This is a genomic window from Shewanella sp. Isolate13, assembly GCF_022398325.1.
Classification (GTDB): domain Bacteria; phylum Pseudomonadota; class Gammaproteobacteria; order Enterobacterales; family Shewanellaceae; genus Shewanella.
On record NZ_JAKEVD010000005.1, the window covers coordinates 145,087 to 170,300 of the forward strand.

A 25,214-nucleotide genomic window follows, 5' to 3' on the forward strand; every position below is an offset into this window, starting at 1 on the left:
ATCCAACAGTTAATAAAGAGAGTTTCTTACACATGCTATCGGCAGCATGACTCATTACTTTAGGACTTTTTAAGTTTTTACTTTCTTATATTGTTACATTCTTACTTCGACTTGGCCAACGCCAGTGACGCGGGCATCAAGTTTTTTATGAGAATGACTGTTTTTGATCCGAATTTTATCGCCAACATTACCATCCTGTAGCGCCTCTCCCACAGTCTTTATCTCAAAGTTTTCTGAACGGGCAAATATCGACACACTGTCACCTTTACAGACGATGCACAACTGGTTAGCAAAGATGGGCTGACCGGGAGCAACACGGCGTTTCAGCCTTGCACCAATCACTTGAGATAACTCTTCAAACTGATGGCCTCGAATACTGGTTTGCTCGATATATTCGATTTCAATATCGCTCGGAGAGAGTAGGTCACCTGGCCCCATGGTAGATTTTGCAACGACGATGGGATAGAGGACGTCGACTCGCACAGAGAGAAAAATTTGCCATGGATAGCTTAAGTCGGGGCTGTTGCAGCTAATTTTTACGGTGTTATTGCGTCGAATGGCGCGATCACTGGCTATTTCGGCCTTAATCGGTTGGTAGCAATTAGGTAGGTTGACCCGAGTATCTAAGCTCTGGGGCGTAATATTAATCCGTGCTTTTTCAGGTACATCAATTTTTTGTTCAACTGCAGCTATAGCTAATCGAGATATGGTCGATATAGAAGGAATACTGGCAGATTCTACAGCAAGTGCTAGAGTTGGCATCAGAAGTGTGATGGAAAGCGAGCCAAAAAAGATTTTCATAATGAATGCAGTAGCTTGATTCGTTAGAATGCGCTTATATTTTGTAATTTTTTGGACCGCAGTCATCTCTATCCTTTTACGTCGGTGAGCGTCATTAGTTTGACTGAAATTGTGTCGCTAAACTCAGATAGGTTTAGCAAAGCAAGTTGTATGCCTAAAATAGTATGCAGTGTGAAATAAAGCGATAGTGACGAGTATTTAGTGTTTATTTGCACGAATTTCTTAAATTTAATCAGATATAAGCCTATGAGTAAGTAGGCGCAGGGCAAAAATTATATGTCGAATATTCTTGAATCAGTAAACAAACGGACTCAGTTGGTGGGGCAAAATCGACTTGAGTTGTTGTTATTTAAATTAAATGGACGTCAACGATTCGGAATTAACGTGTTTAAAGTGAAGGAGGTTTTACAGTGTCCTCCTTTAACTAGCCTGCCTAAGTTAAATTCTAAAGTGCGTGGTGTCGCTCATGTGCGTGGCATGACTATTTCAGTGATTGATTTAAGCGCAGCGACAGGTGGTCGTCCGATTGAGGACATCAGCAACTGTTTCATTATTATCTCTGAGTATAATCGTAGCGTACAAGGTTTTTTAGTGAGCTCGGTTGAACGTATCATCAACATGAATTGGGAAGCGATTATGCCGCCGCCTCAAGGCGCTGGAAAGTTCTCTTATTTAACTGCGGTGACAGAGATAGAAAACGAGTTAGTTGAAATCCTTGACGTCGAAAAAATTCTTGATGAGATCTCTCCGGTTAATACCAATATCAGTCAAGAACTCAATGACGCGTTAACTATCGATAGAGAGCAGCATTATCATATCATGGTCATCGATGACTCGTCGGTTGCCCGTAAACAGATTATTCGAGCGCTTACGTCACTGGATCTACAGATCGATACCGCTAAAGACGGTAAAGAGGCGCTTGAAAAGCTGAGAACCATGTCTGCTGACCTTGAAGATGTTTCCACTGAGATCCCATTAATTATTTCTGACATCGAGATGCCAGAAATGGATGGTTATACCTTAACTGCTGAGATCCGTGATGACCCTAAGCTTAAGAATATCAAAGTGGTATTGCACACATCCTTAAGTGGGGTGTTCAACCAGGCAATGGTCGAGAAAGTCGGTGCCAATGACTTTATCGCAAAATTTAATCCTGATGAATTAGCGGCAGCGGTAAATAAACATCTAAGCCTTTAATCTGTAGTATTGAGTCGGAACACAAACATCTCTTGCTTGTGTTTGCGTTGATGCTAAGGTATAACGCTGCGTTCGCTTTTTGGCTGTGGTTAACACCTTTGAGCCTGTGCGGTTTGTTTTATTGATATTAGGATAATAGAGTGACGAATAAATCTCTTGCTGAGACTGAGTACAAGCAATTTAGATTATTCTTAGAACAGCACAGTGGTATTGTGCTGGGAGAAAATAAGCAGTATTTGGTGCGAAGCCGATTAGCGCCTCTAATGGGCAAGTACAACTTGCCCTCATTATCTGAAGTCGTAAAACAATCGATGAAACCTACTGAGCGCCAGTTGCGTACAGAGGTTATCGATGCCATGACCACCAATGAAACCTTATGGTTTCGTGACCGTTATCCTTTCGAGTTATTGTCTAACAGCATTTTGCCGTCTTTTGGGCGCTTAGGGCGTCCGGTAAAGATATGGTCTGCGGCTTGTTCATCAGGCCAAGAGCCATATTCTCTAGCGATGAGCATCATAGAGCATCAGCAACGTAAACCTGGTGGCCTACCAGGTAATGCCAGTATTTTGGCTACGGATCTGTCGCCATCGATGCTCGAACGTTGTAAAAGTGGCGAGTATGATAATCTTGCCCTAGGACGAGGTCTGTCGGATGAGCGTAAGCGTCAGTTTTTTGATCTTTTGCCCTCGGGTAACATGGTGATTAAAGATAACGTTAAGCGCTTAGTCAATTTTCGAGCGCATAACTTACTTGAGAGTTATAGCTTACTGGGTAAGTTCGATATCATTTTTTGCCGTAATGTATTGATCTACTTTTCACCTGAGGCAAAGCGGAAAATACTGCGGCAATTTGCTGCCGCATTGAATCCTAACGGCATACTGTTTCTTGGTGCATCCGAGTCTATAGCTGGCCTTTCAGATGAATTCGATATGATCCGTTGTAATCCAGGGATCTATTATCAAAAGCGAGTTTAATGCCCGCTTTTGACCGCACGAGTAAAGTAAACGCGCCGAGTATGGCGCGTTTTTTTATGGCTATTTTTTCTCTCTAAACTTATTTCTCTACAAAATTTCTCACTACCATAGTAATTTGGCATAACTATTGCTTTTATTTAGGCGTAGATCTGAGGAGGCAATTTTATGGCGATTAGTTTCGATAAAGCATTAGGAGTTCATCAATACACTTTGGGCGTTCGTTCCCAACGTGCAGAGGTCCTATCTTCAAATATCGCCAACGCCGATACGCCAGGCTATAAGGCACGTGATGTCGACTTTTCTAAAGCAATGAGCGCTGCTCAATCTCAGCAATCTGGTCTTGCTATGGCGAAAAGTGACAGTAAGCATTTCGATATGGCTGCGTTAACTCAACAGCATCTTGGCTATAGAGTGCCAAATCAGCCTGATACTGGTGACGGTAACACTGTGGATATTCAGCAGGAGCAGTCTGCTTTCATGCAAAATGCACTTGAATATCAGATGTCACTGGGTTTTCTTGACGGTAAGTTCTCAGGCATGAAAAAAGCGATTAGAGGCGATTAATTATGAGCTTATTCAATATTTTCAATGTAGCGGGTTCTGGCATGTCGGCTCAGTCAGTCAGACTTAACACTACAGCCAGTAATATCGCCAATGCAGACTCCGTGTCGAGTAGTGTTGGGGAAACTTATCGTGCCCGTCATCCCATTTTTGAGGCTGAGATGAGTAAAGCTCAGCAGCAACAGGGCGCTGCACAATCTGTTGCAGTAAAAGGGATTGTAGAGAGTGATTTACCCCTAAATAAAGAGTTTGCGCCAGATCACCCAATGGCGGATACCGATGGCTTTATCTATAAGCCAAATGTGAATGTGATGGAGGAGATGGCTAACATGATTTCCGCCTCTCGCTCTTACCAAATGAACGTACAAGTCACTGAAGCTGCGAAATCGATGCTTCAGCAGACACTTAGAATGGGCAAATAAACTCAGTGAAAGCTGGAGGTAAATTTTGAGCCTTATTAATCCGCTCACCGCAACGCAGACGGCACCAGGGCAGCCACAACAGGCTAATGCTATTTCGCCGCAAACTGCACAGGCAGCGACTCAGAGTTCGGTGGCATCGGCGACCAACACTGAACAGACATCAACTGGGAACCCGTTTCTTGATGGTCTTCGTTTACCTGAAGAGAGCTCTATCCCTGAGCCTAATAACCAGGAGTTGACGCAAGAGGATTTCTTTTCGTTATTGAGTCAACAGTTGTCGATGCAAGACCCTTTTAAGCCTGTTGAGAATGATCAGATGATCCAGCAGATGGCTTCCTTCTCGACTGTAGATGGGATCAGTAAGCTTAACGAGGAGATTATCAACCTCAATGCGCTAACCAGCTCGAGTCAGGCGTTGCAGGCTTCAGGTCTTGTTGGTCAGAAGGTATTGATCCCGTCTGACACGGCTCATATATCAGCCGAAGACCCGAGTATGAAGGGCATTATCAGTACCCCTTCGCCAATCGAGTCCATCACTGTTCGCATTGAAGACGAGAAAGGTCAGTTGATCACGACTTACAATGTGGATGGAAGCGCTGGCGGCAACATCGATGTCAGCTGGGATGGTCTAGATAAGAATGGCGAGCCAGTCGCTGAAGGTAATTATACCTTCAAGGCCAGCGGCAAGGTCGATGGCACCAGTGAAGAGTTGCCCGTGTCGACTTATGCCCACGTTACCAGTGTTTCACTGGGAACAGCCGCAACAGGCGCCATCTTAAACCTGCGTGGTGTTGGCGGCATTAAGATAAGCGATGTATTAGCGGTATCAGAGACTTAATTGCTAGACAGATATTTTCAAAGGCGGCTTGTTACTCAATAAGTAACAAACGTCTCGAAATCGAATTTTATAAGGATTGAGGTGAATCATGTCATTTAACATTGCATTGAGCGGTATATCGTCTGCGCAAAAAGATCTAAATACAACGGCAAACAACATCGCAAACGTTAACACCACAGGCTTTAAAGAATCCCGTGCGGAATTTGCGGATGTGTACGCAAGTTCAATTTTTGCCAACAGCAAAACCACTGTTGGTGGCGGTGTGGCAACCAGCCAAGTGGCGCAGCAGTTCCATCAGGGCAGCATGCAATTTACCAATAACTCGCTCGACATGGCGATTAATGGCGGTGGCTTCTTTGTGACCTCATCAGAGGTGGGCTCACAAGATCACTCATACACTCGCGCTGGCGCGTTCAAGTTTGACTCTAATAATTACATTGTTGATTCAGCAGGTAACTTTTTACAGACATTCCCTGTAGATAAAGATGGTAATTCAACATCGGTGAGTTTGACGACAACAAAACCTGTACAGATCCCAGATACAGCAGGTAGCCCAGTTAAGACCGATAATGTCGGTATTCAGATGAACCTCAATGCGGGAGAGTCAACTCTTGATCCTGCCGCTTTCGATCCCGATGATCCAGATACGTTTAACAACTCAACTTCGGTGACAATTTACGACTCGCTAGGTGAGCCACATATTCTGACTTCTTACTTTGTGCGTCCACCAAATGCAGCGCATACAGGCGAGAGTAACTGGGTGGCATTCTATGCAGTCGACGGCAAGCCTGTAGACTTAGACCCCGCCGCTGGTGAGTATGATGTCGATACCAATGGCGATGGTACGGTTGATGGTCAAGCGAGTGCTGAAAACGCCGCTGGTTGGAAAGGTGCTGCAATTTCGTTTAACGATACTGGTGCGTACACAGGCAGTAACCCTGCGGTTATCTCAACTGTGCCTCTAGGTGTGGGTGGCGCTAACGTACTGGGCCCTGGTGCCGATGGTAGTCAGACATTGACCCTGAACTTTAATAACCCTACGCAGTATGCCTCACCATTTGAGGTCACCGAGCTGACTCAAGACGGTACAACGGTTGGCCGTTTGACGAACGTGGAAGTGGGCGCAGATGGCCTGATCAATGCGAGCTACAGTAACGGCTCTACCGTGCCATTAGCACGTGTTGCCTTAGTGAGCTTTGCAAACGAGCAGGGACTGTCACAGGCGGGTAATACCTCTTGGAAAGCGAGCTTAGACTCAGGTCCAGCGTTAGCGGGTGAAGCAAACAGCGGTACTTTTGGTAGTATCCGTTCATCGGCTCTTGAGCAATCAAACGTTGATTTGACCACTGAGCTAGTGGATTTAATCTCGGCACAGCGCAACTTCCAGGCCAACTCAAGAACCCTAGAAGTGAACAACACGCTACAGCAAACTGTTCTGCAAATCCGATAGTTCTTAAAAGCTAACAAGGGCGCTTCGCTGCGAGAGCGGGCTGCGCCCTTCTAGAACGCTCGCAGGCTCACTTAGAGGAAAAGCACAAGAAAAGTCAAAGCATGTATAGGTTTATGTATGTTATTGCTTTGGTCTTTATGCTTTTCTCGCAGTGACGTCGTCACGTCCTAGCAGAGTAGCGTCCTTCACTGACTTTCCGTAAGGCCGCAGGCCGTTCGTTTCTGCCTTCCCGTCTTAGCTTCTACCTAGAACCTGCTTTCCTAGTACCTTCTTTTATCTACCTTGGCACGATGTTTGCTATTTATTTCGTTAGACGGAAGTTTGACGGAGTATTAAGTGGACAAATTGCTCTATGTCGCGATGAGCGGCGCTAAACAGAATATGAATTCGTTGGCTGTCAGTGCCAACAATTTAGCCAACGCCAATACCGATGGCTTTAAAGCCTCTCTTTCTCAGGCGCGCTCGATGCAGGCGTTTGGCGAGGGCTTGCCTACGCGAGTGTTCTCTATGACCGAAACTCCGTCAGCTAACTTTGCAAGTGGGCCAATAAAAACAACCGGTCGTGATTTAGACATTGCCGTAAAAGGTGATGGTTGGATTGCGGTGCAAGCTGAAAATGGCGGTGAAGCCTATACCCGCTCAGGCAGTTTGCGTTTTGATACAACGGGCGTACTGCGTAACGACAGAGGCACGGCGGTGATGGGCGATAATGGTCCAATTGTGTTGCCGCTGCCGATTGAAAAAGTCGAGATCTCCCAAGACGGTATCGTATCTGTGCGTCCATCGGGAGCTACGGCGGAAGTGATTGAAGAGGTTGCTCGAATCAAACTGGTTAATCCGGGTAACGAGAATTTAATGCGTGGGGAGGATGGTCTGTTTCGCCTGATGTCTGGTGAGAATGCACCTGCCGATCCTAGCGTAGGCCTGCTAAGTGGTGCTGTCGAAGGCAGTAACGTCAATGCAGTTCATGAGATGGTATCTATGATTGACCTACAGCGTCAGTTCGAGATGCAAGTGAAAATGATGAAAACAGCAGAAGAGAACGATCGCGCGTCCTCTTCCTTAATGCGCATAAGCTAGGAGATAAACTATGCATCCCGCTTTATGGATAAGTAAGACTGGTTTAGACGCTCAGCAAACAGATATTTCTGTTATCTCAAATAACGTGGCGAACGCCAGCACCGTAGGTTTTAAAAAGAGTCGTGCGGTATTTGAAGACTTGCTCTACCAAAACGTCAATCAAGCTGGTGGTATCAGCGCTTCAAACACTAAGTTGCCTAACGGTTTGAATATCGGTGCGGGTACCAAAGTGGTCGCTACCCAAGAGATGTTTACTCAAGGCAACATGCTAACCACTGATAACTCATTGGATTTAATGGTTGAAGGCCCTGGATTTTTCGAAGTGCAGCTGCCTGATGGCACTGCGGCTTATACCCGTAATGGTCAGTTCAGCCTAGACGACACCGGCCAGATTGTTACACCGGGTTCGGGTTATGTGGTGCAGCCATCCATTACTATTCCCGATGATGCAACCAGCATTACGGTATCTGCAGAAGGTGAAGTTTCAGTAAAGACGCCCGGCAATGCCGAGAACCAAGTGGTGGGTCAGCTCGCCATGTCGGATTTTATTAATCCGTCGGGGTTAGATCCTATGGGGCAAAACTTGTATCTAGAGACGGGTGCGAGTGGCACGCCTATTCAGGGCACTGCATCGCTCGATGGTATGGGAGCGATTCGCCAAGGGGCACTTGAAACTTCAAACGTGAACGTGACCGAAGAGTTGGTGAACTTGATCGAGAGTCAGCGTATCTATGAGATGAACTCGAAAGTGATCTCTGCGGTCGATCAGATGCTGTCTTACGTTAACCAGAATCTTTAAAGCATTTTAAGAGGCATTAACTATGAATCGTTTGTGGATTTTTATCCTTATGGCGGCGATGTCGGGCTGTAGCGCAACCAACGAGAAGCCGATTGCTGACGATCCATATTATGCGCCAGTTTATCCTGAAGCCCCGCCGACTAAAATCGCCGCGACAGGCTCTATGTATCAAGATAGTCAGGCATCTAGCCTCTATTCTGACATTAAAGCCCTTAAGGTGGGTGACATCATTACTGTGATGTTAATGGAGCAGACTCAGGCGAAAAAGAGTGCCAATAATGAGATTAAGAAGGGAACCGATCTCTCTCTCGATCCCATCTATGCGGGTGGCGGTAATGTCACTATTGGTGGCAACCCCATCGACTTGCGCTACAAAGATAGCATGAACACCAAGCGTGAATCTGATGCCGACCAAAGCAACAGCCTATCGGGCAGCATCTCCGCGAACGTGATGCAGGTACTCAATAACGGTAACTTGGTTATTCGTGGTGAAAAGTGGATAAGCATCAACAATGGTGATGAGTTTGTTCGGATCACCGGCATTGTGCGTGCTCAAGATATTCGACCAGACAATACTATCGATTCACAGCGAGTGGCAAACGCGCGTATTCAGTACAGCGGAACCGGCACGTTTGCCGAGGTGCAAAAAGTGGGTTGGTTAGCTTCGTTCTTCATGGGCAGCTGGTGGCCATTTTAGGCTGAGATCGTAACTTAGATCTGGGTAAGGATTCAGTATGATGAAATTAAAATTGGTTTTGCTTTGTGCCATCTTAGCCTTGAGCGCACCGGTACAGGCGCAGCGGGTTAAGGACATCGCCAACGTGCAAGGTGTTCGTAGTAACCAGTTGATTGGTTATGGTTTAGTGGTGGGTTTACCGGGGACAGGTGAAAAGACGCGCTACACCGAGCAGACCTTTAAAACCATGCTAAAAAACTTCGGCATTAATTTGCCGGATAACTTCAGACCTAAGATCAAGAACATTGCCGTGGTGGCGGTGAGTGCTGATATGCCGCCGTTTATTAAGCCGGGCCAAACCTTAGATGTGACGGTTTCAAGTTTGGGCGAGGCAAAAAGCCTACGAGGGGGCATGCTACTGCAAACCTTCCTAAAGGGGGTTGATGGGAATGTTTATGCCATCGCTCAAGGCAGCTTGGTGGTCAGTGGTTTTAGCGCCGAAGGGATGGATGGCTCTAAGGTTGTGCAAAACACACCAACAGTTGGACGTATTCCCAACGGCGCGATTATTGAACGTACGGTGGCTACGCCTTTTTCTACTGGCGATCACCTAACTTTTAACCTGCGCCGCGCCGACTTTTCTACTGCCAAGCGTTTAGCCGATGCGATTAATGATCTGTTAGGCCCAGGTATGGCAAGACCTCTGGATGCGACATCGGTACAGGTTAGTGCTCCAAGAGATGTGTCCCAGCGAGTATCCTTCTTGGCGACATTAGAAAACATCGAAGTTGAGCCAGCAACAGAGTCCGCTAAGGTCATCGTAAACTCACGTACCGGTACGATTGTTGTGGGACAAAACGTCAAATTACTGCCAGCGGCGGTGACCCATGGTGGTCTTACCGTGACCATCGCCGAGGCAACACAGGTTTCACAGCCAAATGCGTTCGGTAATGGCCAGACAGTGGTGACGACTGACAGCACTATTGATGTTGCCGAAGAGGACAGCCGCATGTTCATGTTCAACCCCGGCACCACGTTAGATGAGCTGGTTCGTGCGGTTAACTTAGTCGGGGCTGCGCCTTCTGATGTACTTGCTATTCTTGAAGCGTTAAAGATGGCAGGAGCTTTGCATGGTGAATTGATAATTATCTAAATATTGTCGGTTTGATTGGAAAGGTGTCATGGAAAAGCTGTCGAACGCATCGCAATTTCTGGATCTTGGGGGCTTGGACTCATTAAGATCCAAGGCTCAAAATGATGAAACCAGTGCGTTAAAAGAGGTTGCTCAGCAATTTGAAGGGATCTTCGTACAGATGCTGATGCAAAGTATGCGTGACGCCAATGCTGTGTTTGAATCTGACAGCCCAATGAACAGCCAATACACCAAGTTTTATGAGCAGATGCATGATCAGCAGATGTCGCTCAACCTTTCTGGTGAAGGTATGTTGGGATTAGCCGACTTGATGGTGCAGCAGTTAGATCCAGCTAATAGTCCTATGACCCCGGCCTCAGTGCTACGCGGTGATATCAACGGCGATTCAAAGGCCGCAGCACTTACCATGGATAGGCTAGGTACGCTGCAGATGCCGAGTTCTCGTGTTGTAACTTCTGACGCTATGGCTGCTCAAGCTTTACCAAACCAACTTGGGCAGACTCAGGCTCAAGCTGCTAATGCAGTTCAAGCAACGTCTGCACCTACTTTTAGTGCCAAGACACAAACATTAGATTCAGTACTCAGTGGCAAAGTATTGCCGTCTGCGGCAGTCAATGCCGATAAGTCTCAAGCAAACTTTACCAGCCAAGATGAGTTCGTGGCACGTTTATATCCCCATGCACAAGAGGCGGCGCAAAAACTGGGTACCACGCCTGAGGTGTTGATAGCGCAATCGGCGTTAGAAACGGGTTGGGGTCAGAAAATGGTGAAGGGCTATCAAGGCCAGCAGAGCAACAACCTATTTAACATTAAAGCCGACAACCGCTGGCAAGGTGATAAAGCGTCAGTCAGTACATTGGAATATGAGCAAGGTATAGCGGTTAAGCAGCAAGCGAACTTTCGTGTGTACGATGATATCGGCCAAAGCTTTAGTGATTTTGTCTCCTTCATTGCAAATGGCGAGCGCTATCAAGACGCAATGAAGCAGGCGGCCAACCCTCAAGCCTTTATCCGTTCTTTGCAGGATGCAGGTTACGCAACCGACCCTAAATATGCCGATAAGGTTATACAGGTCATGAAAACCATTACTCGAGACTTTAAAGATGTCTTACAAGGGGTTAAGCAATGAAGTATAGATTTGTTCAATCTCTTGCAACAGGGAGTCAGTACTCATGTCTTTAGACTTAATGAATATAGCCCGTACGGGCGTACTGGCCTCTCAGTCACAGCTGGCGATAACCAGTAATAATATCGCCAATGCTAATACTGCTGGTTATAACCGCCAGGTGGTATCACAGTCTGCGCTAGATTCGCAGCGCATGGGTAATGATTTTTACGGTGCTGGTACCTATGTCTCTGATGTAAAAAGAGTCTATAACGATTATGCCACGCGGGAACTCCGCATTGGCTCCACGGCTGTCAGTGAGTCGCAAACTACTTTTGGTAAAATGAGTGAGCTTGACCAACTGTTCTCACAAATCGGCAAAGCGGTTCCGCAGGGGCTAAATGATTTCTTTGCTAGCATGAACGCTCTGGCTGATATTCCTAATGATATAGGACTGCGTGGTTCGATGTTAACCAGTGCTAATCAATTGGCTAATAGCGTTAATCAGATGCAGAGTCATCTTGACAGCCAAATGACGCAGACTAATGATCAAATTTCAGCAGTTACCGATCGAATTAACGAGATCAGTAATGAACTTGGCAGCATTAACCGAGAGCTGATGAAGTCTCAAGGTCAAGATATGCAGCTACTGGACAAGCAAGATGCACTGATCTTAGAGCTGAGTGAGTATGCCTCTGTCAACGTTGTACCGCTAGAGTCTGGTGCTAAGAGCATCATGTTAGGCGGTTCTATCATGCTGGTCTCCGGTGAGATGTCGATGCAAATGGGGACAGTACAGGGCGACCCATATCCCAACGAATTACAAATCACTGCACAATCGGGCAGCAAGAGTATGATCGTTGATGCCAGCAAGTTAGGTGGTCAATTAGGCGCTCTGGTTAATTACCGGGACGAAACACTTATTCCATCGCAGATGGAGCTAGGGCAATTTGCCTTAGGTGTTAGTGATGCATTTAACCAAGCCCAAGCTCAAGGCTTCGATCTTAATGGTCAAGTGGGGGCTAACATCTTTACCGACATTAACGATCCCTCAATGCAGATTGGTCGAGTTGGCGCGTTATCAAGTAATACCGGCACAGCCAATTTGAGCGTTAATATTGATGATGTAGGTAACTTAACTGGTAGCAGTTATGAGCTTAAGTTTACAGCACCATCGACCTATGAACTAAAAGATGCCGCTAGCGGCAATATTACGCCGCTGACGTTAAATGGCACTAAGCTTGAAGGGGCTGATGGCTTTAGTATCAATATCGATGCGGGCACATTAGCATCCGGTGATACCTTTGAAATTCGTCCAACATCTGGTGCTGCATCTTCTATATCGGTTGAGATGACAGACCCTAAAGGCATTGCTGCGGCGGGTTCTAAGATTACTGCTGATGCGGCAAACACCGGCAATAGCCAAGTTAGCCTTGTCAGTATCGATGATAGAACCGCTGCGAACTTCCCTGTTACGGGCTCTGAGCTCACCTTTGAAATTGATCCCGCAGCTACGCCACCGACATTTGAAGTATTTGATGCCGCTGGTACATCTCTTGGCGCGGCTGCGCCATACACACCGCCCAATATCAGCGCTCATGGTTTCACCTTTGAAATAGACTCTACTGCGACAACAGCACAGAAGTTTACTTTCGATTTGTCATTTGCCGAAGGTGATAACACTAACATGGTGAACATGGCCAAGTTAAACGAGGCCAAACTGATGAATGGCGGTAAAACAACGCTCACCGATGTATTTGAAAATACGACTATTGATGTGGGGAGTAAGACTAAATCGGCTGAAATGTCGATGGGCTCAGCCGAAGCTATTTACAATCAAGCCTATACACGGGTTCAAAGCGTATCCGGAGTTAATCTTGATGAAGAAGCGGCAAATTTGATGCGCTTTCAACAGTCTTACCAGGCATCGGCGAGGATCATGACCACCGCCAATGAAATATTTAACACACTATTTAGCTCACTGCGTTAACACTGAACGCTTAAAGGTTTGAGACAAAACTTGGACTCAGGATTTAGGAATTAGAATTATGCGAATTTCTACCGCGCAAATGTTTCATCAAAACATTAATAGTGTGACTCAAAAACAATCGCAAACGAGCCAGATTATAGAGCAGTTATCGACAGGAAAGCGCGTTAACAGTGCTGGGGATGATCCGGTTGCTGCTTCAGGTATTGGCAATCTCAATCAACAAAATGCCATCGTCGATCAGTTTTTGAAAAACATTGATTATGCCAAGAATCGTTTATCTATCTCTGAAAGTAAGCTTGGCAGTGCGGCAACGATCACTAGCAGTGTCAGAGAACAGGTTCTAAGGGCGGTAAACGGCACTTTGACCGATTCCGATCGGCAAACTGTTGCCGATGAGATGCGCGGTAGCCTAGAAGAGTTGATGGCGATTGCTAACAGTAAGGATGAATCGGGTAATTACTTGTTCAGTGGGTTTAATACTGACAGTCAGCCTTTTGAGTTCGATGCCAGCGGCAATGTGGTATATCACGGTGATAGTGGCGTACGAGATAGCGTGGTTGCATCGGGCACAACTATTGGTGCCAATATTCCTGGTGATCTTGCTTTTATGAATGCTGCTAATGGGTTAGGGGACTATAGCGTCAATTATTTGGCCTCTCAAACGGGGGAGTTCAGTGTCGAGAGCGCTAAAGTGACAGATCCTGCGACACACGTTGCAGATACCTACACATTTAACATGGTGGGTAATGATTTAGAGGTCAGAGATTCGTCAAACGCTGTGGTAACCACGGTTACTGCATTTGACCCCAATAACCCGGTTTCATTTAACGGTATCGAAGTGAAGCTCGATGGCAAACCCGCGCCGGGTGACTCATTTACTCTGGAGCATAAGCCTGAAGTCAGCTTGCTCGATACCATCAATAGCGCCATTGCGTTAATTGAGGATCCAAATAAGGTAAACACTCCTGCTGGTCAGTCAGAGTTGGCACAGATGTTGAATAATGTCGACAGCGGAATGAAGCAATTGGATGTTGCACGAGGCGTAGCTGGTAATAGCTTAAAAAGTTTAGACAGTTATAGCGCAACCCATGAAGAAGAGAAGATTGTAAACAACTCGGCTTTATCTATGTTGGAAGATTTAGATTATGCCGAGGCGATAACGCAGTTGGAGCAACAGCAACAGGCTCTAAATGCCGCATCAAGCGTATTTACCAAGGTCGGCACAGTGTCACTATTTGATTATATCTAATAGGCAGTGTGGGCCTAGAGAACTCGAACTCAAATTAACCGAAATTAGCCAAGTCTGAAGTCTTGGCGGCAACTTTAGATAAAGGAAATTAAAGATGGCTATTACCGTTAATACTAACGTTACATCGATGAAGGCGCAAAAGAACCTAAATACCTCTAGTCAAGGTCTAGCAACGTCAATGGAGCGTCTATCTAGTGGTCTTCGCATTAACAGTGCAAAGGATGACGCCGCAGGTTTGGCGATCTCTAACCGTTTGAACTCGCAAGTTCGTGGTTTAGAGGTTGGTATGCGTAACGCTAACGATGCTATTTCTATTGCACAGATTTCAGAAGGTGCGATGCAAGAGCAAACAAACATGTTGCAGCGTATGCGTGACTTAGCAATCCAATCTGAGAACGGTGCCAACAGTGCCGATGATTTAACGGCTATTAAAGAAGAAATGGATCAGCTAGTTACTGAAATTACAGCGATTGGTGACAGTACTGCTTTCGGTAATACTAAGTTACTTGCTGGTGGATTCTCAGCAGGCAAGAAGTTCCAAGTTGGTCACCAAGATGGCGAAGATGTAACAGTTACCGTTAAGACAACTAATGCGACAACTCTGTCGGTTAATGCGCTTGACGTAACGACATCAGCAGGCCGTGACGCGGCGATTGGTAAGCTTGATGCGGCGATTAAAAATATCGATACACAACGTGCCGAGCTGGGTGCTGTTCAAAACCGTTTATCTCACAACATCAGTAACAGTGCGAATACTCAAGCAAACGTTGCCGATGCTAAGAGTCGTATCGTAGACGTGGATTTTGCTAAAGAAACGGCTGAGATGACAAAGAATCAGGTACTACAGCAAACTGGTAGCTCTATGCTGGCGCAGGCAAACCAATTGCCACAGGTCGCATTGTCTCTTCTAGGCTAACGGTTAGCAGAAGTAACTGACCAGCCCATAGCCGGTTAGTGGTAAGAAAGATCCATATTGACTGTTTATACAGTGAATATGGATTTTCGTTTCTGGGGTACCACCGTTACAGAATGTTACTTATCATTATGTTTTTAAAGGAAATATTTAAATATATCTATTTTTTTAAAAAAACTGCTAAAGATTAAAAAATCGCTGCCGTTAAAGTTACTGTAACCCAATAGACCCGCCTGGCGTAAATAGACAGGCAAGTTTTAAAGCCAGGTATTTTAAGAGGAAACAAATTATGGCTATTACAGTAAATACAAACGTGACTTCGATGAAAGCGCAAAAGAACTTGAATGCTTCTAGCCAAAACTTGGCGACTTCTATGGAGCGTCTATCAAGTGGTCTTCGCATTAACGGTGCGAAGGACGATGCTGCGGGTCTAGCTATTTCTAACCGTCTAGACTCACAGGTTCGTGGTCTTGAAGTTGGTATGCGTAACGCTAACGATGCGATTTCAATTGCGCAAATCTCTGAAGGTGCGATGCAGGAGCAAACTAACATGCTTCAGCGTATGCGTGACCTAGCAATCCAGTCTGAAAACGGTGCCAACAGTGCAGATGACTTAACAGCGATTAAAGCTGAGATGGATGAGTTAGCAACAGAGATCACTTCTATCGGTGACACTACAGCGTTTGGTAACACCAAACTAATGGCTGGTGGTTTCTCTGGCGGTAAGAAGTTCCAAGTTGGTCACCAAGATGGTGAAGACGTTACTATTACTGTTAAAAAGACCGACGCGACAACACTTTCTGTTGGTGCACTAGACGTGACAACTTCAGCAGGTCGTGACGCGGCAATTGGTAAGCTAGATGCTGCAATCAAGAACATTGATGGTCAGCGTGCTGAGCTTGGTGCTATCCAAAACCGTCTATCTCACAACATCAGTAACAGTGCTAACACACAAGCAAACGTTGCCGATGCTAAGAGCCGTATCGTAGATGTTGACTTTGCAAAAGAAACTGCAGCAATGACTAAAAACCAGGTGCTACAGCAAACTGGTTCAGCTATGCTTGCCCAAGCAAACCAGCTACCACAAGTTGCTTTGTCTCTCCTTTAATCTCTACTCTCCATGGGGGAGTTGAAATTTAAACGATAGCTCAAAAAGGGGGGGATTCACTATGAATCTCCCTTTGTCGTTTATATTCTATGGCGCTAAGAAGTCCAAGGAGCGCCTAATAGTTAAGTGTTATGGAGGTGAAATATGACAATGGATGTGAGCTTTACAGGTGCTGTAAGTCAGACAGCGTTGAAAGTTGAGGCTAATAATTCAGCAACCGATACGGAGCCATTATCTGACTCAGTATCGATTAGCGATGCTAATAACGCGGAACAAGGGCTGCTGACTCAGGAAGCCGCAAAAGATGAAGCAGAAGGGCTCCACGACATCGCGAGTGAATTAACCGATATGATGTCCTTAATGCGTAAAGGCTTGGCATTTAAGGTTGATGAAGATTCAGGCCGAAGTGTTGTCAGTGTTATGGATGTCGACTCAGGCGATGTTATCCGGCAGATCCCAAACGAAGAAGCACTAGAATTAGCGCAAAAACTTAATGAAGTGGCGGGATTCTTGCTTAAGACTGAAGCGTAACAGGCGCGTCAAAAATTAATTATTTTGTCTAGGGGGCAAAAATGGCATTAACAGCAACCGGTATCGGATCCGGCTTAGATATCAACACCATCGTTGGGGTGTTAGTTGATGCCGAAAAAATACCCAAAGAAGCGATTTTTGATAAAACAGAAGAAACGATTGAAGCTAAGGTATCGGCTATTGGTACCCTTAAGAGTCAGTTGTCGACTTTCCAAGATGCTTTAGAAAAGCTGAGCGATCCAAATTCACTTAACATCCGTAAAGTCTCTACTGGTGAAAGCGATTATTTTAGCGCTACAGCCGATAAGAATGCGCAATCGGGCAGTTATCAGGTGCAGGTTGAGCAACTCGCAAGCTTCCATAAAGTGGCTGGTATTAACGTTGCAGACGCCACAGCACCTGTTGGCCAGGGCACCCTAGATCTTTCCGTTAATGGTAAAGCCTTCTCTGTTGAAGTTGAGGCGGGGGATTCTTTAGAGGCTATTGCTAAGAAGGTCAACGAATCAGCTGATAATTCAGGTGTTACAGCCACTATTATTAAAAGTGATGGCGGCAGCCGTTTGGTCTTTAGCTCAGATGAATCGGGAACCGATAATCAGGTTAGCGTAACAGCGACCGATACTGTTGGCTCTGGCCTTAATGATATGTTTGGCACGGGGAACTTGACTGAGCTCCAAGCCGCGCAAAATGCGGTGATTTATATCGATGGTCAAAAAGTCACTTCCCAGAGTAATGATGTCGAAAATGCCATTACAGGGGTGACGCTATCGCTTACCGATGCAGATATTAACAAAACCTCCACCTTAAAAATTGAGCAAGATGACGAAGCCGTTAAAGAGAACATTAAAGGTTTTGTCGATGCCTATAATACACTCATAGAATCGATAGATAGCCTGTCAAAGTATGATGTAGAAAAAGAGGAAGCTGCAGCTCTTCAAGGTGACTCGATGATCCGTTCGATTGAGTCTCAACTGCGTAATATGATCAGTAACCGTGTCGATGTTGATGGTGAAACGATCGCGCTTTATGACATAGGTATCGAGACAGACAGATACGGCAAGATGTCGATCAATGATGAAAAGCTTGATAAGGCGTTATCTGAGGACATGGGAGCCGTAGAGGGATTATTTTCCACTCCTGATACAGGTATCGCCAGCAGCTTAGATAAGGTTGTAGATGGTTATGTGAAGGCTGGGGGGTTAATTGATAGTCGTAATAATGCATTAACCTCCGAGCAGCAGCGTTTGGATGACCAACGTGAGTCTTTTTCATTAAAGATGGAAATGTTGCAAGCTCGCTTGTTTAAACAGTTTAACGCCATGGACTTGATTGTTGGTCAGTTGAATCAGCAAAGTGCAGGTCTTGCCGAGCGCTTGAACTCATTACCTGGTGTTATTGGACAATAACTATTTTGCTTTAATTAGCGTAGGAGCTTAGTTTGCAGTCTCTATCAGAGTTAAATGAAGAGCTGGAGAAGGTGTTAGCCACTCTTGAGCAAGTCGTAGCTGAAGACCAGTCAACCGATGAGTTGGTATCATATTTGCAGGAACTTGTTGGGAAGCGTCAACTTTTACTCGCAAGCACATTTGCTAATGCAACCGATGCCGATGCTGCACAGTTGAAAGAGCAGCTATTGATAACACAATCATTTGAGGCTAAGGCTAAAGTGATTAAGGAACATCGGCAATCCCTGCTTCATGCTGGGCGTAAAAGTAAACGACAGCTGAATGTTTACAAAGCTATAGATGCTAATAGGTAGGTTAAAATGAGAAGTTCTCTTCAATCATATCGAAAGGTTTCGCTGGAAAGTGAGATAGCAGTTGCATCACCACATCGTATTATTCAAATGATGTTTGATGGTGCGTTGCAACGTATCGCACAGAGTCGCTATGCGATTGAAAATAATGACCTTGCCAATAAAGGTATATTTATTGGTAAAGCTATCGGGATCATTACGGGTTTGAACAACAGTTTGAACATGGAAGCGGGTGGTGATGTTGCCAAGAATCTTAATGATCTTTATGACTTTATGCTGCGCCGGATCTCCGAAGCAAATTTGAATAATGATGTGAAGGCATTAGATGATGTCAGTGCGATCATTAGAACAATTAAAGAAGGTTGGGACGCTATTCCAGCTGATAAGCACCATATTGACTCTCATGCGAATGCTATATAGAAGTTGAGAGTATAGAGGAGACAATTATGTCTCCTTTTTGTCACCCGTCAAAAATACGTCTAACTACTGATTGTAAAGTAGAGTTTTTAACCTAAAACTTAGTCTGCTCCTCATAAAATTCATCAGGGGCTTGCTAATAACGGGCTGATAATACACTATTCTATTTGGTAGATATTTGATAATCAGCATTAGATAACTACTGGCTTGAAAAATTAGCTTTAGAAAAGCAACGAACACCAATAATTAATGCGCTGAAATATTTGAGCCTAACGGCCTTCGGAATGATGCAAACAGATCAACGAATTCTACTTGTAGGTAACCAGTCTGAGCGAATTAATCGCTTGTCGTGCGTATTTGAGTTTTTAGGAGAGCAGGTCGAGTTGATCGATTTCGATAAACTTGAGATGCATACTAAACAAACTCGTTTTCGCGCGATTGTTTTACCTTCTGAGAACCAACCTAAAGAACTTATTCAGTCTTTGACTGGTACGCTCCCTTGGCAACCTTTTTTGATGCTAGGGGAAAGAGACGACATTAAAGCGTCGAATATTCTCGGCTGCATCGAAGAACCTTTAAATTATCCTCAATTAACTGAACTACTCCACTTTTGTCAGGTTTATGGGCAGGTTAAGCGCCCAGAGATCCCAACTAGTGCGAATCAGACTAAATTATTTAGAAGTTTAGTGGGACGTAGCGAAGGCATAGCTAATGTTCGTCACCTGATTAATCAGGTGGCAGGTTCTGATGCCACAGTACTCATACTTGGCCAGTCCGGTACAGGTAAAGAGGTTGTCGCTCGCAATATTCACTATATTTCAGATCGCCGTGATGGGCCGTTTATTCCGGTTAACTGTGGGGCTATTCCCCCAGAACTATTGGAAAGTGAACTCTTCGGCCATGAAAAAGGCTCATTTACCGGTGCAATTAGTGCCCGTAAAGGCCGCTTTGAGCTTGCAGAGAAAGGCACACTGTTTCTCGATGAAATTGGCGATATGCCACTGCAGATGCAAGTTAAGTTATTACGTGTTCTGCAAGAGCGTATGTTCGAGCGTGTCGGTGGCAGTAAGTCTATCTCTGCCGATGTGCGAGTGGTCGCTGCGACCCATAGAAATTTAGAAACCATGATTGAGAAAGGGGATTTTCGAGAAGATCTCTATTATCGCCTGAATGTGTTTCCAGTCGAGATGCCTGCTTTGTGTGAGCGCAAAGAAGATATTCCGCTGTTGTTACAAGAGTTAGTCAGCCGAGTGTATAACGAAGGACGAGGTCGTGTTCGTTTTACTCAGCGCGCAATCGAGTCGTTGAAGGAGCATGCTTGGTCCGGTAACGTACGTGAGCTGTCGAATCTGGTTGAGCGTTTAACGATTCTTTATCCAGGCGGTTTAGTCGATGTCAATGATTTGCCTATAAAGTATCGCCATATCGATGTGCCTGAGTACTGCGTCGAGATCAGTGAAGAGCAGCAGGAGCGTGATGCCTTAGCCTCTATCTTTAACGATGAAGAGCCTATTGAGATCCCAGAAACGCGATTCCCAAGTGAACTGCCACCTGAAGGGGTAAACCTTAAGGATTTACTGGCAGAGCTTGAAATCGATATGATCAGACAAGCGCTCGATCAGCAAGACAGCGTAGTCGCTCGCGCGGCAGAGATGCTCGGTATCCGTCGTACCACCTTAGTTGAAAAAATGCGTAAGTACGGCTTGAGTAAAGATTAGGGCTAAAAGATAGGTTCTAGGGCGTTCGCAGGCTCACTTCGAGGGCGCTGCGCTTCTAGGTCCTAGGAAAAGCACAAGCAAAGGCTGAGAGAACGCTTCGCTTACGGAAGGCGGAACGTTCGCAAGCTGAGACGGTTAAAGCTGAGACGGTCAAGCTGAGACGGTTAAAGCTGAGACGGTCAAGCTAAGATGGTCAAGCTGAGACGGTCAAGCTAAGACGGTTAAAGCTGAGACGGTTAAAGCTAAGACGGTCAAGCTAAGGCGGTTAAAGCTAAGACGGTCAAGCTAAGACGGTCAAGCTGAGACGGTTAAAGCTAAGACGGTCAAGCTGAGACGGTCAAGCTAAGACGGTCAAGCTAAGACGGTCAAGCTAAGACGGTTAAAGCTAAGACGGTCAAGCTAAGACGGTCAAGCTAAGACGGTCAAGCTGAGACGGTCAAGCTGAGACGGTTAAAGCTAAGACGGTCAAACTAAGACGGTCAAGCTAAGACGGTCAAGCTGAGACGGTCAAGCTGAGACGGTTAAAGCTAAGACGGTCAAACTAAGATGGTCAAGCTGAGACGGTCAAGCTGAGACGGTCAAGCTGAGACAGGTCAAGCTAAGACGGTCAAGCTGAGACAGGTCAAGCTAAGACGGTCAAGCTAAGACGGTTAAAGCTAAGACGGTCAAGCTAAGACGGTCAAGCTAAGACGGTCAAACTAAGACGATTTAAGCAAAGATATTTCGCGAATAAGCCAGAAGCAGAGTCTTCTGGCTTTTTTATGCTGTCGCTTTAATTTTTTCTGTAAGCGCAGCGTGCCGTAAGGCCTGAGGCCGTTCGTCTTAGCTTTTACCTAGGACCTCGAACCTATTCTTTAAACCTCGAACCTTGATTTTGTAGGTCGGCATTTATGCCGTCACTTTTAGAGTGTTCCTTATATTTTGATGGGCTAAAGCCCAACCTACAAAACTTACTTTGTAGGATTTATAAGTGACCCAGTTTCTTTGCTTTAATGTTTTCCGTAAGCGAAGCGTTCCGTAGTGGCGAAGCCACGTGCCGTCAGGCCGCAGGCCGTTCATCTTTAGCTTGTATCGTCTTAGCTTTCAACAACTGGCACAAATCCTGCTTTAACCCCTGCAAATGCAGTTTTTTTGACGGGGTCACCATGTCCGCTATTCCACAGTCTCAACTCGATGGGAATCTTGCTAGTACAAGAGCACCGAAGCGCCCGCAAGTGGTCGATGTGCAACAAGCCGCGAATATGTCTAATCGTATGGATCATATCCTGCAGGCGATGCCTTCTGGCGTGGTGATTATCAGTGGTGATGGCATTGTCACCGAAGCTAACCCCGTTGCGGTGGAGCTTCTAGGCACCCCTCTAGAAGGGCAGCGTTGGTTGCAGATCATTAATCGTGCATTCTCACCACAGGATGATGATGGTCATGAAGTGTCCCTGCGTAACGGTCGCCGAGTAAAGCTGGCAATTACCCCGCTAACACCTGAACCAGGCCAGCTTATTGTATTAACCGATCTAACCGAAACCCGTTTACTGCAAAAGAACTTATCACACCTGCAAAGGCTATCGGCGCTAGGCAAGATGGTAGCGACATTGGCACATCAAGTGAGAACGCCATTAAGCGCCGCCCTGTTATATGCTTCAAACCTTGCCAGTCCAAAGATATCTGATGACTCGCGTAAACGCTTTCAAGGTAAGCTAGTCGACAGACTCAATGAGTTAGAGCATCAAGTCAATGACATGCTGTTGATGGCGAAAGGGCGGCAGCAAGAGCTCGACTCGATTTTGGTGATCGAAGAAGTGGTTGATAATGTGCTGAGTAACTGCCAGCCGATTGCTGAGCAAAAAGGCTGTCGGTTGCATTTTAATAATGAGTCGAAGCAAAAAATTCGAGCGAATGATGCGGCGCTTTGTTCCGCTATCAATAACTTAGTGATGAACAGTTTAGAAGCGGAAGCCAGTGAAGTGACGTTGCATGCTTATGATACGCAAACGGCGTTACATATTGATGTTATCGATAATGGCAAGGGGCTCGATGCTAATATGCAGCAAAAAGTACTGGAACCATTCTTTACCACTAAATCACAAGGCACAGGCCTAGGGCTCGCAGTGGTACAAGCTGTGGTGAACAATCATGGTGGCAAGATGCAGTTTACTTGTCACTTAGGTAAAGGTTGTACTGCGTCATTGAAGTTCCCGTTGCTTTCGCTAAATAAGGCTCACATTGAAGCTCAAGGAGAGAATGAGCATGTCTGAAGGTAGGTTATTACTGGTTGAGGATGATGCTTCACTGCGTGAGGCGCTACTCGATACCTTGATGCTGGCCCATTACGATTGTGTCGATGTGGCATCGGCGGAAGAGGCGATTTTGTCTCTTAAAGCTAACACATTTGATCTGGTCATTAGCGATGTTCAGATGGAGGGGATAGGTGGCATAGGTCTGCTCAACTATATGCAGCAACATCATCCTAAGATCCCGGTATTATTGATGACGGCGTACGCCACCATCGATAACGCCGTTAACGCGATGAAACTCGGTGCAGTCGATTATTTAGCAAAACCATTTTCGCCCGAGGTATTACTCAACCAAGTCTCACGTTATATGCCAGCAAAAGCGGCAGAAGGAACGCCGATAGTTGCTGATGAAAAGAGTATTGCGCTGTTAGCGCTCGCTCAGAGGGTCGCGGCATCTGATGCCTCGGTGATGATCATGGGACCAAGCGGCAGTGGTAAAGAGGTATTGGCTCGTTATATCCATCAGAACAGCCAACGCGCAGAGCAGCCCTTTATTGCCATTAACTGTGCGGCAATTCCAGAGAACATGCTAGAAGCAACACTCTTTGGCTACGAGAAAGGCGCATTTACCGGCGCTTATCAAGCCTGTCCAGGCAAGTTTGAACAGGCACAAGGCGGTACTTTGCTGCTCGATGAAATATCAGAGATGGAAGTCGGGCTACAGGCTAAGTTGCTTAGAGTACTGCAGGAGCGTGAAGTGGAGCGTTTAGGCGGCCGTAAAACCATTAAGCTCGATGTGCGGGTGTTAGCCACCTCAAACCGAGACTTGAAATCGATGGCGGCATCGGGTGAGTTTAGAGAAGATCTGTATTATCGAATTAACGTCTTTCCGCTGACTTGGCCTGCGCTGAATCAACGTCCAGCGGATATTCTTCCTCTTGCAAGACACTTGCTACAACGCCATGCTGCGATTGCTAACCGTAATGAAGTGCCAGAATTTAGTGAATGTGCATCACGGCGCTTATTGGCGCACCGCTGGCCGGGTAACGTACGCGAACTGGATAATGTGGTGCAGCGGGCACTGATTTTATCTATGTCGGCTAAGGTGACCGCGGCAGATATTATTATCGACTCTCAAGAGTTGGACTTAGCTGGCGAAGTCGTCCCTGCATTGGTGGGCAATAAGCCCGTTGAACTAGACGGTTTAGGCGATGAGTTAAAGGCGCAAGAGCATGTGATCATCTTAGAGACACTCTCTCAATGTGGCGGCAGTCGTAAACTTGTGGCCGAGAAATTGGGGATCAGTGCCAGAACCCTGCGTTACAAGATGGCTAAAATGCGAGATCAAGGTATTCAAATACCGGCTTAAAGATAAGAAGGACGCCCTACGGGCTGCTAGGGCGCTTCGCTTCTAGGTTCTAGGTACTAGGGCGAATTTTGTTCTGCTATACAATCAAAGGCTGAGACGAACGCTTCGCTCACGGAAGACGGAATGTTCGCAGGCTCACTCACAGAACGGTGCGCTGACGGTACAAGCTAAGACGGTACAAGCTGAGACGGTACAAACTAAGACGGTACAAGCTAAGACGGTACAAGCTAAGACGGTACAAGCTAAGACGGTACAAGCTAAGACGGTACAATATTTTCCGGCTTTTTCGTCTCGGCTCTAAATCGTTTATGCTTTAATCGGTTTTTCTGTAAGCGAAGCGTTCTGTAAGGCCGTAGGCCGTTCGTTTTTTCTGTTTGTCCTTCTCAGCTTTTACCTAGGACCTTTCTTTGCCTTTCCTAGCAGCGTAGCGTCCTTCCTTGCTTCCCCCTTCTTTTATCAAAACTGGCAAGCTATTTGCTTTATCTAGCTATATCTATATTTCGTCAAGAAATCGACATGGGAGATAAGTATGCAAATTGGTGCGAATTCTTTACTGCAAGAGATGCAGTCACTTAATGGTCAGATCGGCACTTCAAGCATTCAAACTGGGATCACGCGTCAGGTACAAAATACCTCTGGCAGTGATTTTGGTCAGTTACTCTCCCAAGCTGTTGGAAATGTAAGCGAACTTCAAGCAAATGCTTCTAATCTCGCCACTCGACTCGATATGGGAGATACCACGGTGACATTATCTGATACCGTGATCGCCAGAGAAAAATCGAGCGTTGCTTTCGAGGCAACCGTGCAAGTGCGAAATAAGCTGGTTGAAGCTTATAAAGAAATTATGAGTATGCCTGTTTAGGCCTTTATTAGATA

At 45.9% G+C, this 25,214-nt stretch carries 24 protein-coding genes; 23 read left to right on the plus strand and 1 reads right to left on the minus strand.

All coding sequences use genetic code 11. The annotated features are described in order from the left end of the window. Positions 1 to 93: 93 nt before the first annotated feature. A complete protein-coding gene (gene flgA / locus L1D44_RS05205; RefSeq protein ID WP_239889111.1) occupies positions 94 to 801 on the minus strand; it encodes a flagellar basal body P-ring formation chaperone FlgA in 708 nt (235 codons plus the stop codon). A 276-nt stretch (positions 802 to 1,077) separates the two neighbouring features. Between flgA and L1D44_RS05210 the strand changes: the two genes are divergently transcribed. From L1D44_RS05210 to fliE, 23 genes are all read left to right on the plus strand, one after another. Next, complete coding sequence (locus L1D44_RS05210; protein WP_239889112.1) at positions 1,078 to 1,998, plus strand: chemotaxis protein CheV; 921 nt, start codon at positions 1,078 to 1,080, stop codon at positions 1,996 to 1,998. 140 nt (positions 1,999 to 2,138) lie between these two features. After that, complete coding sequence (locus L1D44_RS05215; RefSeq protein ID WP_220768775.1) at positions 2,139 to 2,972, plus strand: protein-glutamate O-methyltransferase CheR; 834 nt, start codon at positions 2,139 to 2,141, stop codon at positions 2,970 to 2,972. Positions 2,973 to 3,137: 165 nt separating this feature from the next. Next, positions 3,138 to 3,536, plus strand: a complete 399-nt coding sequence (flgB, locus tag L1D44_RS05220; RefSeq protein ID WP_220768776.1) for a flagellar basal body rod protein FlgB — start codon at positions 3,138 to 3,140, stop codon at positions 3,534 to 3,536. A 2-nt stretch (positions 3,537 to 3,538) separates the two neighbouring features. After that, a complete protein-coding gene (flgC, locus tag L1D44_RS05225; protein WP_220768777.1) occupies positions 3,539 to 3,955 on the plus strand; it encodes a flagellar basal body rod protein FlgC in 417 nt (138 codons plus the stop codon). A gap of 34 nt (positions 3,956 to 3,989) precedes the next feature. After that, positions 3,990 to 4,793: a flagellar hook assembly protein FlgD gene (gene flgD, locus L1D44_RS05230; protein WP_239889162.1), complete on the plus strand. Its 804-nt coding sequence runs from the start codon at positions 3,990 to 3,992 to the stop codon at positions 4,791 to 4,793. Between the two features lie 88 nt (positions 4,794 to 4,881). Next, positions 4,882 to 6,243 (plus strand): flagellar hook protein FlgE, encoded by a 1,362-nt coding sequence (gene flgE / locus L1D44_RS05235; RefSeq protein ID WP_220768779.1) that lies wholly within the window; start codon positions 4,882 to 4,884, stop codon positions 6,241 to 6,243. Between the two features lie 336 nt (positions 6,244 to 6,579). Next, positions 6,580 to 7,323 carry a flagellar basal-body rod protein FlgF gene (flgF, locus tag L1D44_RS05240; protein WP_220768780.1) on the plus strand — a complete coding sequence of 248 codons (744 nt, stop codon included), beginning with the start codon at positions 6,580 to 6,582 and terminating at the stop codon, positions 7,321 to 7,323. Positions 7,324 to 7,333: 10 nt separating this feature from the next. Then, a complete protein-coding gene (gene flgG, locus L1D44_RS05245; protein ID WP_239889113.1) occupies positions 7,334 to 8,122 on the plus strand; it encodes a flagellar basal-body rod protein FlgG in 789 nt (262 codons plus the stop codon). Positions 8,123 to 8,144: 22 nt separating this feature from the next. Beyond that, entirely contained in the window at positions 8,145 to 8,819 is a 675-nt protein-coding gene (flgH, locus tag L1D44_RS05250) for a flagellar basal body L-ring protein FlgH (RefSeq protein ID WP_220768782.1), read from the plus strand. Positions 8,820 to 8,859: 40 nt separating this feature from the next. Next, positions 8,860 to 9,951 (plus strand): flagellar basal body P-ring protein FlgI, encoded by a 1,092-nt coding sequence (locus L1D44_RS05255; protein WP_239889163.1) that lies wholly within the window; start codon positions 8,860 to 8,862, stop codon positions 9,949 to 9,951. A 28-nt stretch (positions 9,952 to 9,979) separates the two neighbouring features. Further along, positions 9,980 to 11,080, plus strand: coding sequence for a flagellar assembly peptidoglycan hydrolase FlgJ (flgJ, locus tag L1D44_RS05260; protein ID WP_239889114.1), 1,101 nt, complete (start codon positions 9,980 to 9,982; stop codon positions 11,078 to 11,080). Positions 11,081 to 11,123: 43 nt separating this feature from the next. Continuing rightward, complete coding sequence (gene flgK / locus L1D44_RS05265) at positions 11,124 to 13,046, plus strand: flagellar hook-associated protein FlgK (RefSeq protein WP_239889115.1); 1,923 nt, start codon at positions 11,124 to 11,126, stop codon at positions 13,044 to 13,046. A gap of 58 nt (positions 13,047 to 13,104) precedes the next feature. Next, positions 13,105 to 14,295: a flagellar hook-associated protein FlgL gene (gene flgL, locus L1D44_RS05270; RefSeq protein WP_239889116.1), complete on the plus strand. Its 1,191-nt coding sequence runs from the start codon at positions 13,105 to 13,107 to the stop codon at positions 14,293 to 14,295. A gap of 94 nt (positions 14,296 to 14,389) precedes the next feature. Continuing rightward, positions 14,390 to 15,211, plus strand: a complete 822-nt coding sequence (locus L1D44_RS05275) for a flagellin (protein ID WP_239889117.1) — start codon at positions 14,390 to 14,392, stop codon at positions 15,209 to 15,211. A 286-nt stretch (positions 15,212 to 15,497) separates the two neighbouring features. Next, the gene (locus L1D44_RS05280) at positions 15,498 to 16,316 is read left to right on the plus strand and encodes a flagellin (protein ID WP_202719832.1); all 819 of its coding nucleotides are present in this window, start codon (positions 15,498 to 15,500) and stop codon (positions 16,314 to 16,316) included. Between the two features lie 144 nt (positions 16,317 to 16,460). Then, positions 16,461 to 16,847 (plus strand): flagellar protein FlaG, encoded by a 387-nt coding sequence (locus L1D44_RS05285; RefSeq protein WP_239889118.1) that lies wholly within the window; start codon positions 16,461 to 16,463, stop codon positions 16,845 to 16,847. Positions 16,848 to 16,888: 41 nt separating this feature from the next. Next, complete coding sequence (gene fliD, locus L1D44_RS05290) at positions 16,889 to 18,253, plus strand: flagellar filament capping protein FliD (protein WP_239889119.1); 1,365 nt, start codon at positions 16,889 to 16,891, stop codon at positions 18,251 to 18,253. A 32-nt stretch (positions 18,254 to 18,285) separates the two neighbouring features. Next, positions 18,286 to 18,606 (plus strand): hypothetical protein, encoded by a 321-nt coding sequence (locus L1D44_RS05295; RefSeq protein WP_239889120.1) that lies wholly within the window; start codon positions 18,286 to 18,288, stop codon positions 18,604 to 18,606. A gap of 6 nt (positions 18,607 to 18,612) precedes the next feature. After that, a complete protein-coding gene (gene fliS / locus L1D44_RS05300) occupies positions 18,613 to 19,023 on the plus strand; it encodes a flagellar export chaperone FliS (protein ID WP_202719835.1) in 411 nt (136 codons plus the stop codon). A 281-nt stretch (positions 19,024 to 19,304) separates the two neighbouring features. Then, on the plus strand, positions 19,305 to 20,738 hold the full coding sequence (locus tag L1D44_RS05305) for a sigma-54 dependent transcriptional regulator (RefSeq protein ID WP_275660399.1): 1,434 nt from the start codon (positions 19,305 to 19,307) through the stop codon (positions 20,736 to 20,738). A gap of 1,145 nt (positions 20,739 to 21,883) precedes the next feature. Beyond that, entirely contained in the window at positions 21,884 to 22,990 is a 1,107-nt protein-coding gene (locus L1D44_RS05310; RefSeq protein WP_239889121.1) for an ATP-binding protein, read from the plus strand. Next, the gene (locus L1D44_RS05315; protein WP_239889122.1) at positions 22,983 to 24,338 is read left to right on the plus strand and encodes a sigma-54 dependent transcriptional regulator; all 1,356 of its coding nucleotides are present in this window, start codon (positions 22,983 to 22,985) and stop codon (positions 24,336 to 24,338) included. The genes L1D44_RS05310 and L1D44_RS05315 overlap by 8 nt, the downstream gene beginning before the upstream one ends. 529 nt (positions 24,339 to 24,867) lie before the next feature. Then, on the plus strand, positions 24,868 to 25,200 hold the full coding sequence (fliE, locus tag L1D44_RS05320) for a flagellar hook-basal body complex protein FliE (RefSeq protein ID WP_220768795.1): 333 nt from the start codon (positions 24,868 to 24,870) through the stop codon (positions 25,198 to 25,200). Positions 25,201 to 25,214 lie beyond the last annotated feature (14 nt).

Coding starts and splice junctions, on each gene's coding strand:
- flgA (WP_239889111.1), bottom strand. CDS start 801: ATGAAAATCTTTTTTGGCTCGCTTTCCATCACACTTCTGATGCCAACT.
- L1D44_RS05210 (WP_239889112.1), top strand. CDS start 1,078: ATGTCGAATATTCTTGAATCAGTAAACAAACGGACTCAGTTGGTGGGG.
- flgB (WP_220768776.1), top strand. CDS start 3,138: ATGGCGATTAGTTTCGATAAAGCATTAGGAGTTCATCAATACACTTTG.
- flgC (WP_220768777.1), top strand. CDS start 3,539: ATGAGCTTATTCAATATTTTCAATGTAGCGGGTTCTGGCATGTCGGCT.
- flgE (WP_220768779.1), top strand. CDS start 4,882: ATGTCATTTAACATTGCATTGAGCGGTATATCGTCTGCGCAAAAAGAT.
- flgG (WP_239889113.1), top strand. CDS start 7,334: ATGCATCCCGCTTTATGGATAAGTAAGACTGGTTTAGACGCTCAGCAA.
- flgH (WP_220768782.1), top strand. CDS start 8,145: ATGAATCGTTTGTGGATTTTTATCCTTATGGCGGCGATGTCGGGCTGT.
- L1D44_RS05255 (WP_239889163.1), top strand. CDS start 8,860: ATGAAATTAAAATTGGTTTTGCTTTGTGCCATCTTAGCCTTGAGCGCA.
- flgJ (WP_239889114.1), top strand. CDS start 9,980: ATGGAAAAGCTGTCGAACGCATCGCAATTTCTGGATCTTGGGGGCTTG.
- flgK (WP_239889115.1), top strand. CDS start 11,124: ATGTCTTTAGACTTAATGAATATAGCCCGTACGGGCGTACTGGCCTCT.
- flgL (WP_239889116.1), top strand. CDS start 13,105: ATGCGAATTTCTACCGCGCAAATGTTTCATCAAAACATTAATAGTGTG.
- L1D44_RS05275 (WP_239889117.1), top strand. CDS start 14,390: ATGGCTATTACCGTTAATACTAACGTTACATCGATGAAGGCGCAAAAG.
- L1D44_RS05280 (WP_202719832.1), top strand. CDS start 15,498: ATGGCTATTACAGTAAATACAAACGTGACTTCGATGAAAGCGCAAAAG.
- L1D44_RS05285 (WP_239889118.1), top strand. CDS start 16,461: ATGACAATGGATGTGAGCTTTACAGGTGCTGTAAGTCAGACAGCGTTG.
- fliD (WP_239889119.1), top strand. CDS start 16,889: ATGGCATTAACAGCAACCGGTATCGGATCCGGCTTAGATATCAACACC.
- fliS (WP_202719835.1), top strand. CDS start 18,613: ATGAGAAGTTCTCTTCAATCATATCGAAAGGTTTCGCTGGAAAGTGAG.
- L1D44_RS05305 (WP_275660399.1), top strand. CDS start 19,305: ATGATGCAAACAGATCAACGAATTCTACTTGTAGGTAACCAGTCTGAG.
- L1D44_RS05310 (WP_239889121.1), top strand. CDS start 21,884: ATGTCCGCTATTCCACAGTCTCAACTCGATGGGAATCTTGCTAGTACA.
- L1D44_RS05315 (WP_239889122.1), top strand. CDS start 22,983: ATGTCTGAAGGTAGGTTATTACTGGTTGAGGATGATGCTTCACTGCGT.
- fliE (WP_220768795.1), top strand. CDS start 24,868: ATGCAAATTGGTGCGAATTCTTTACTGCAAGAGATGCAGTCACTTAAT.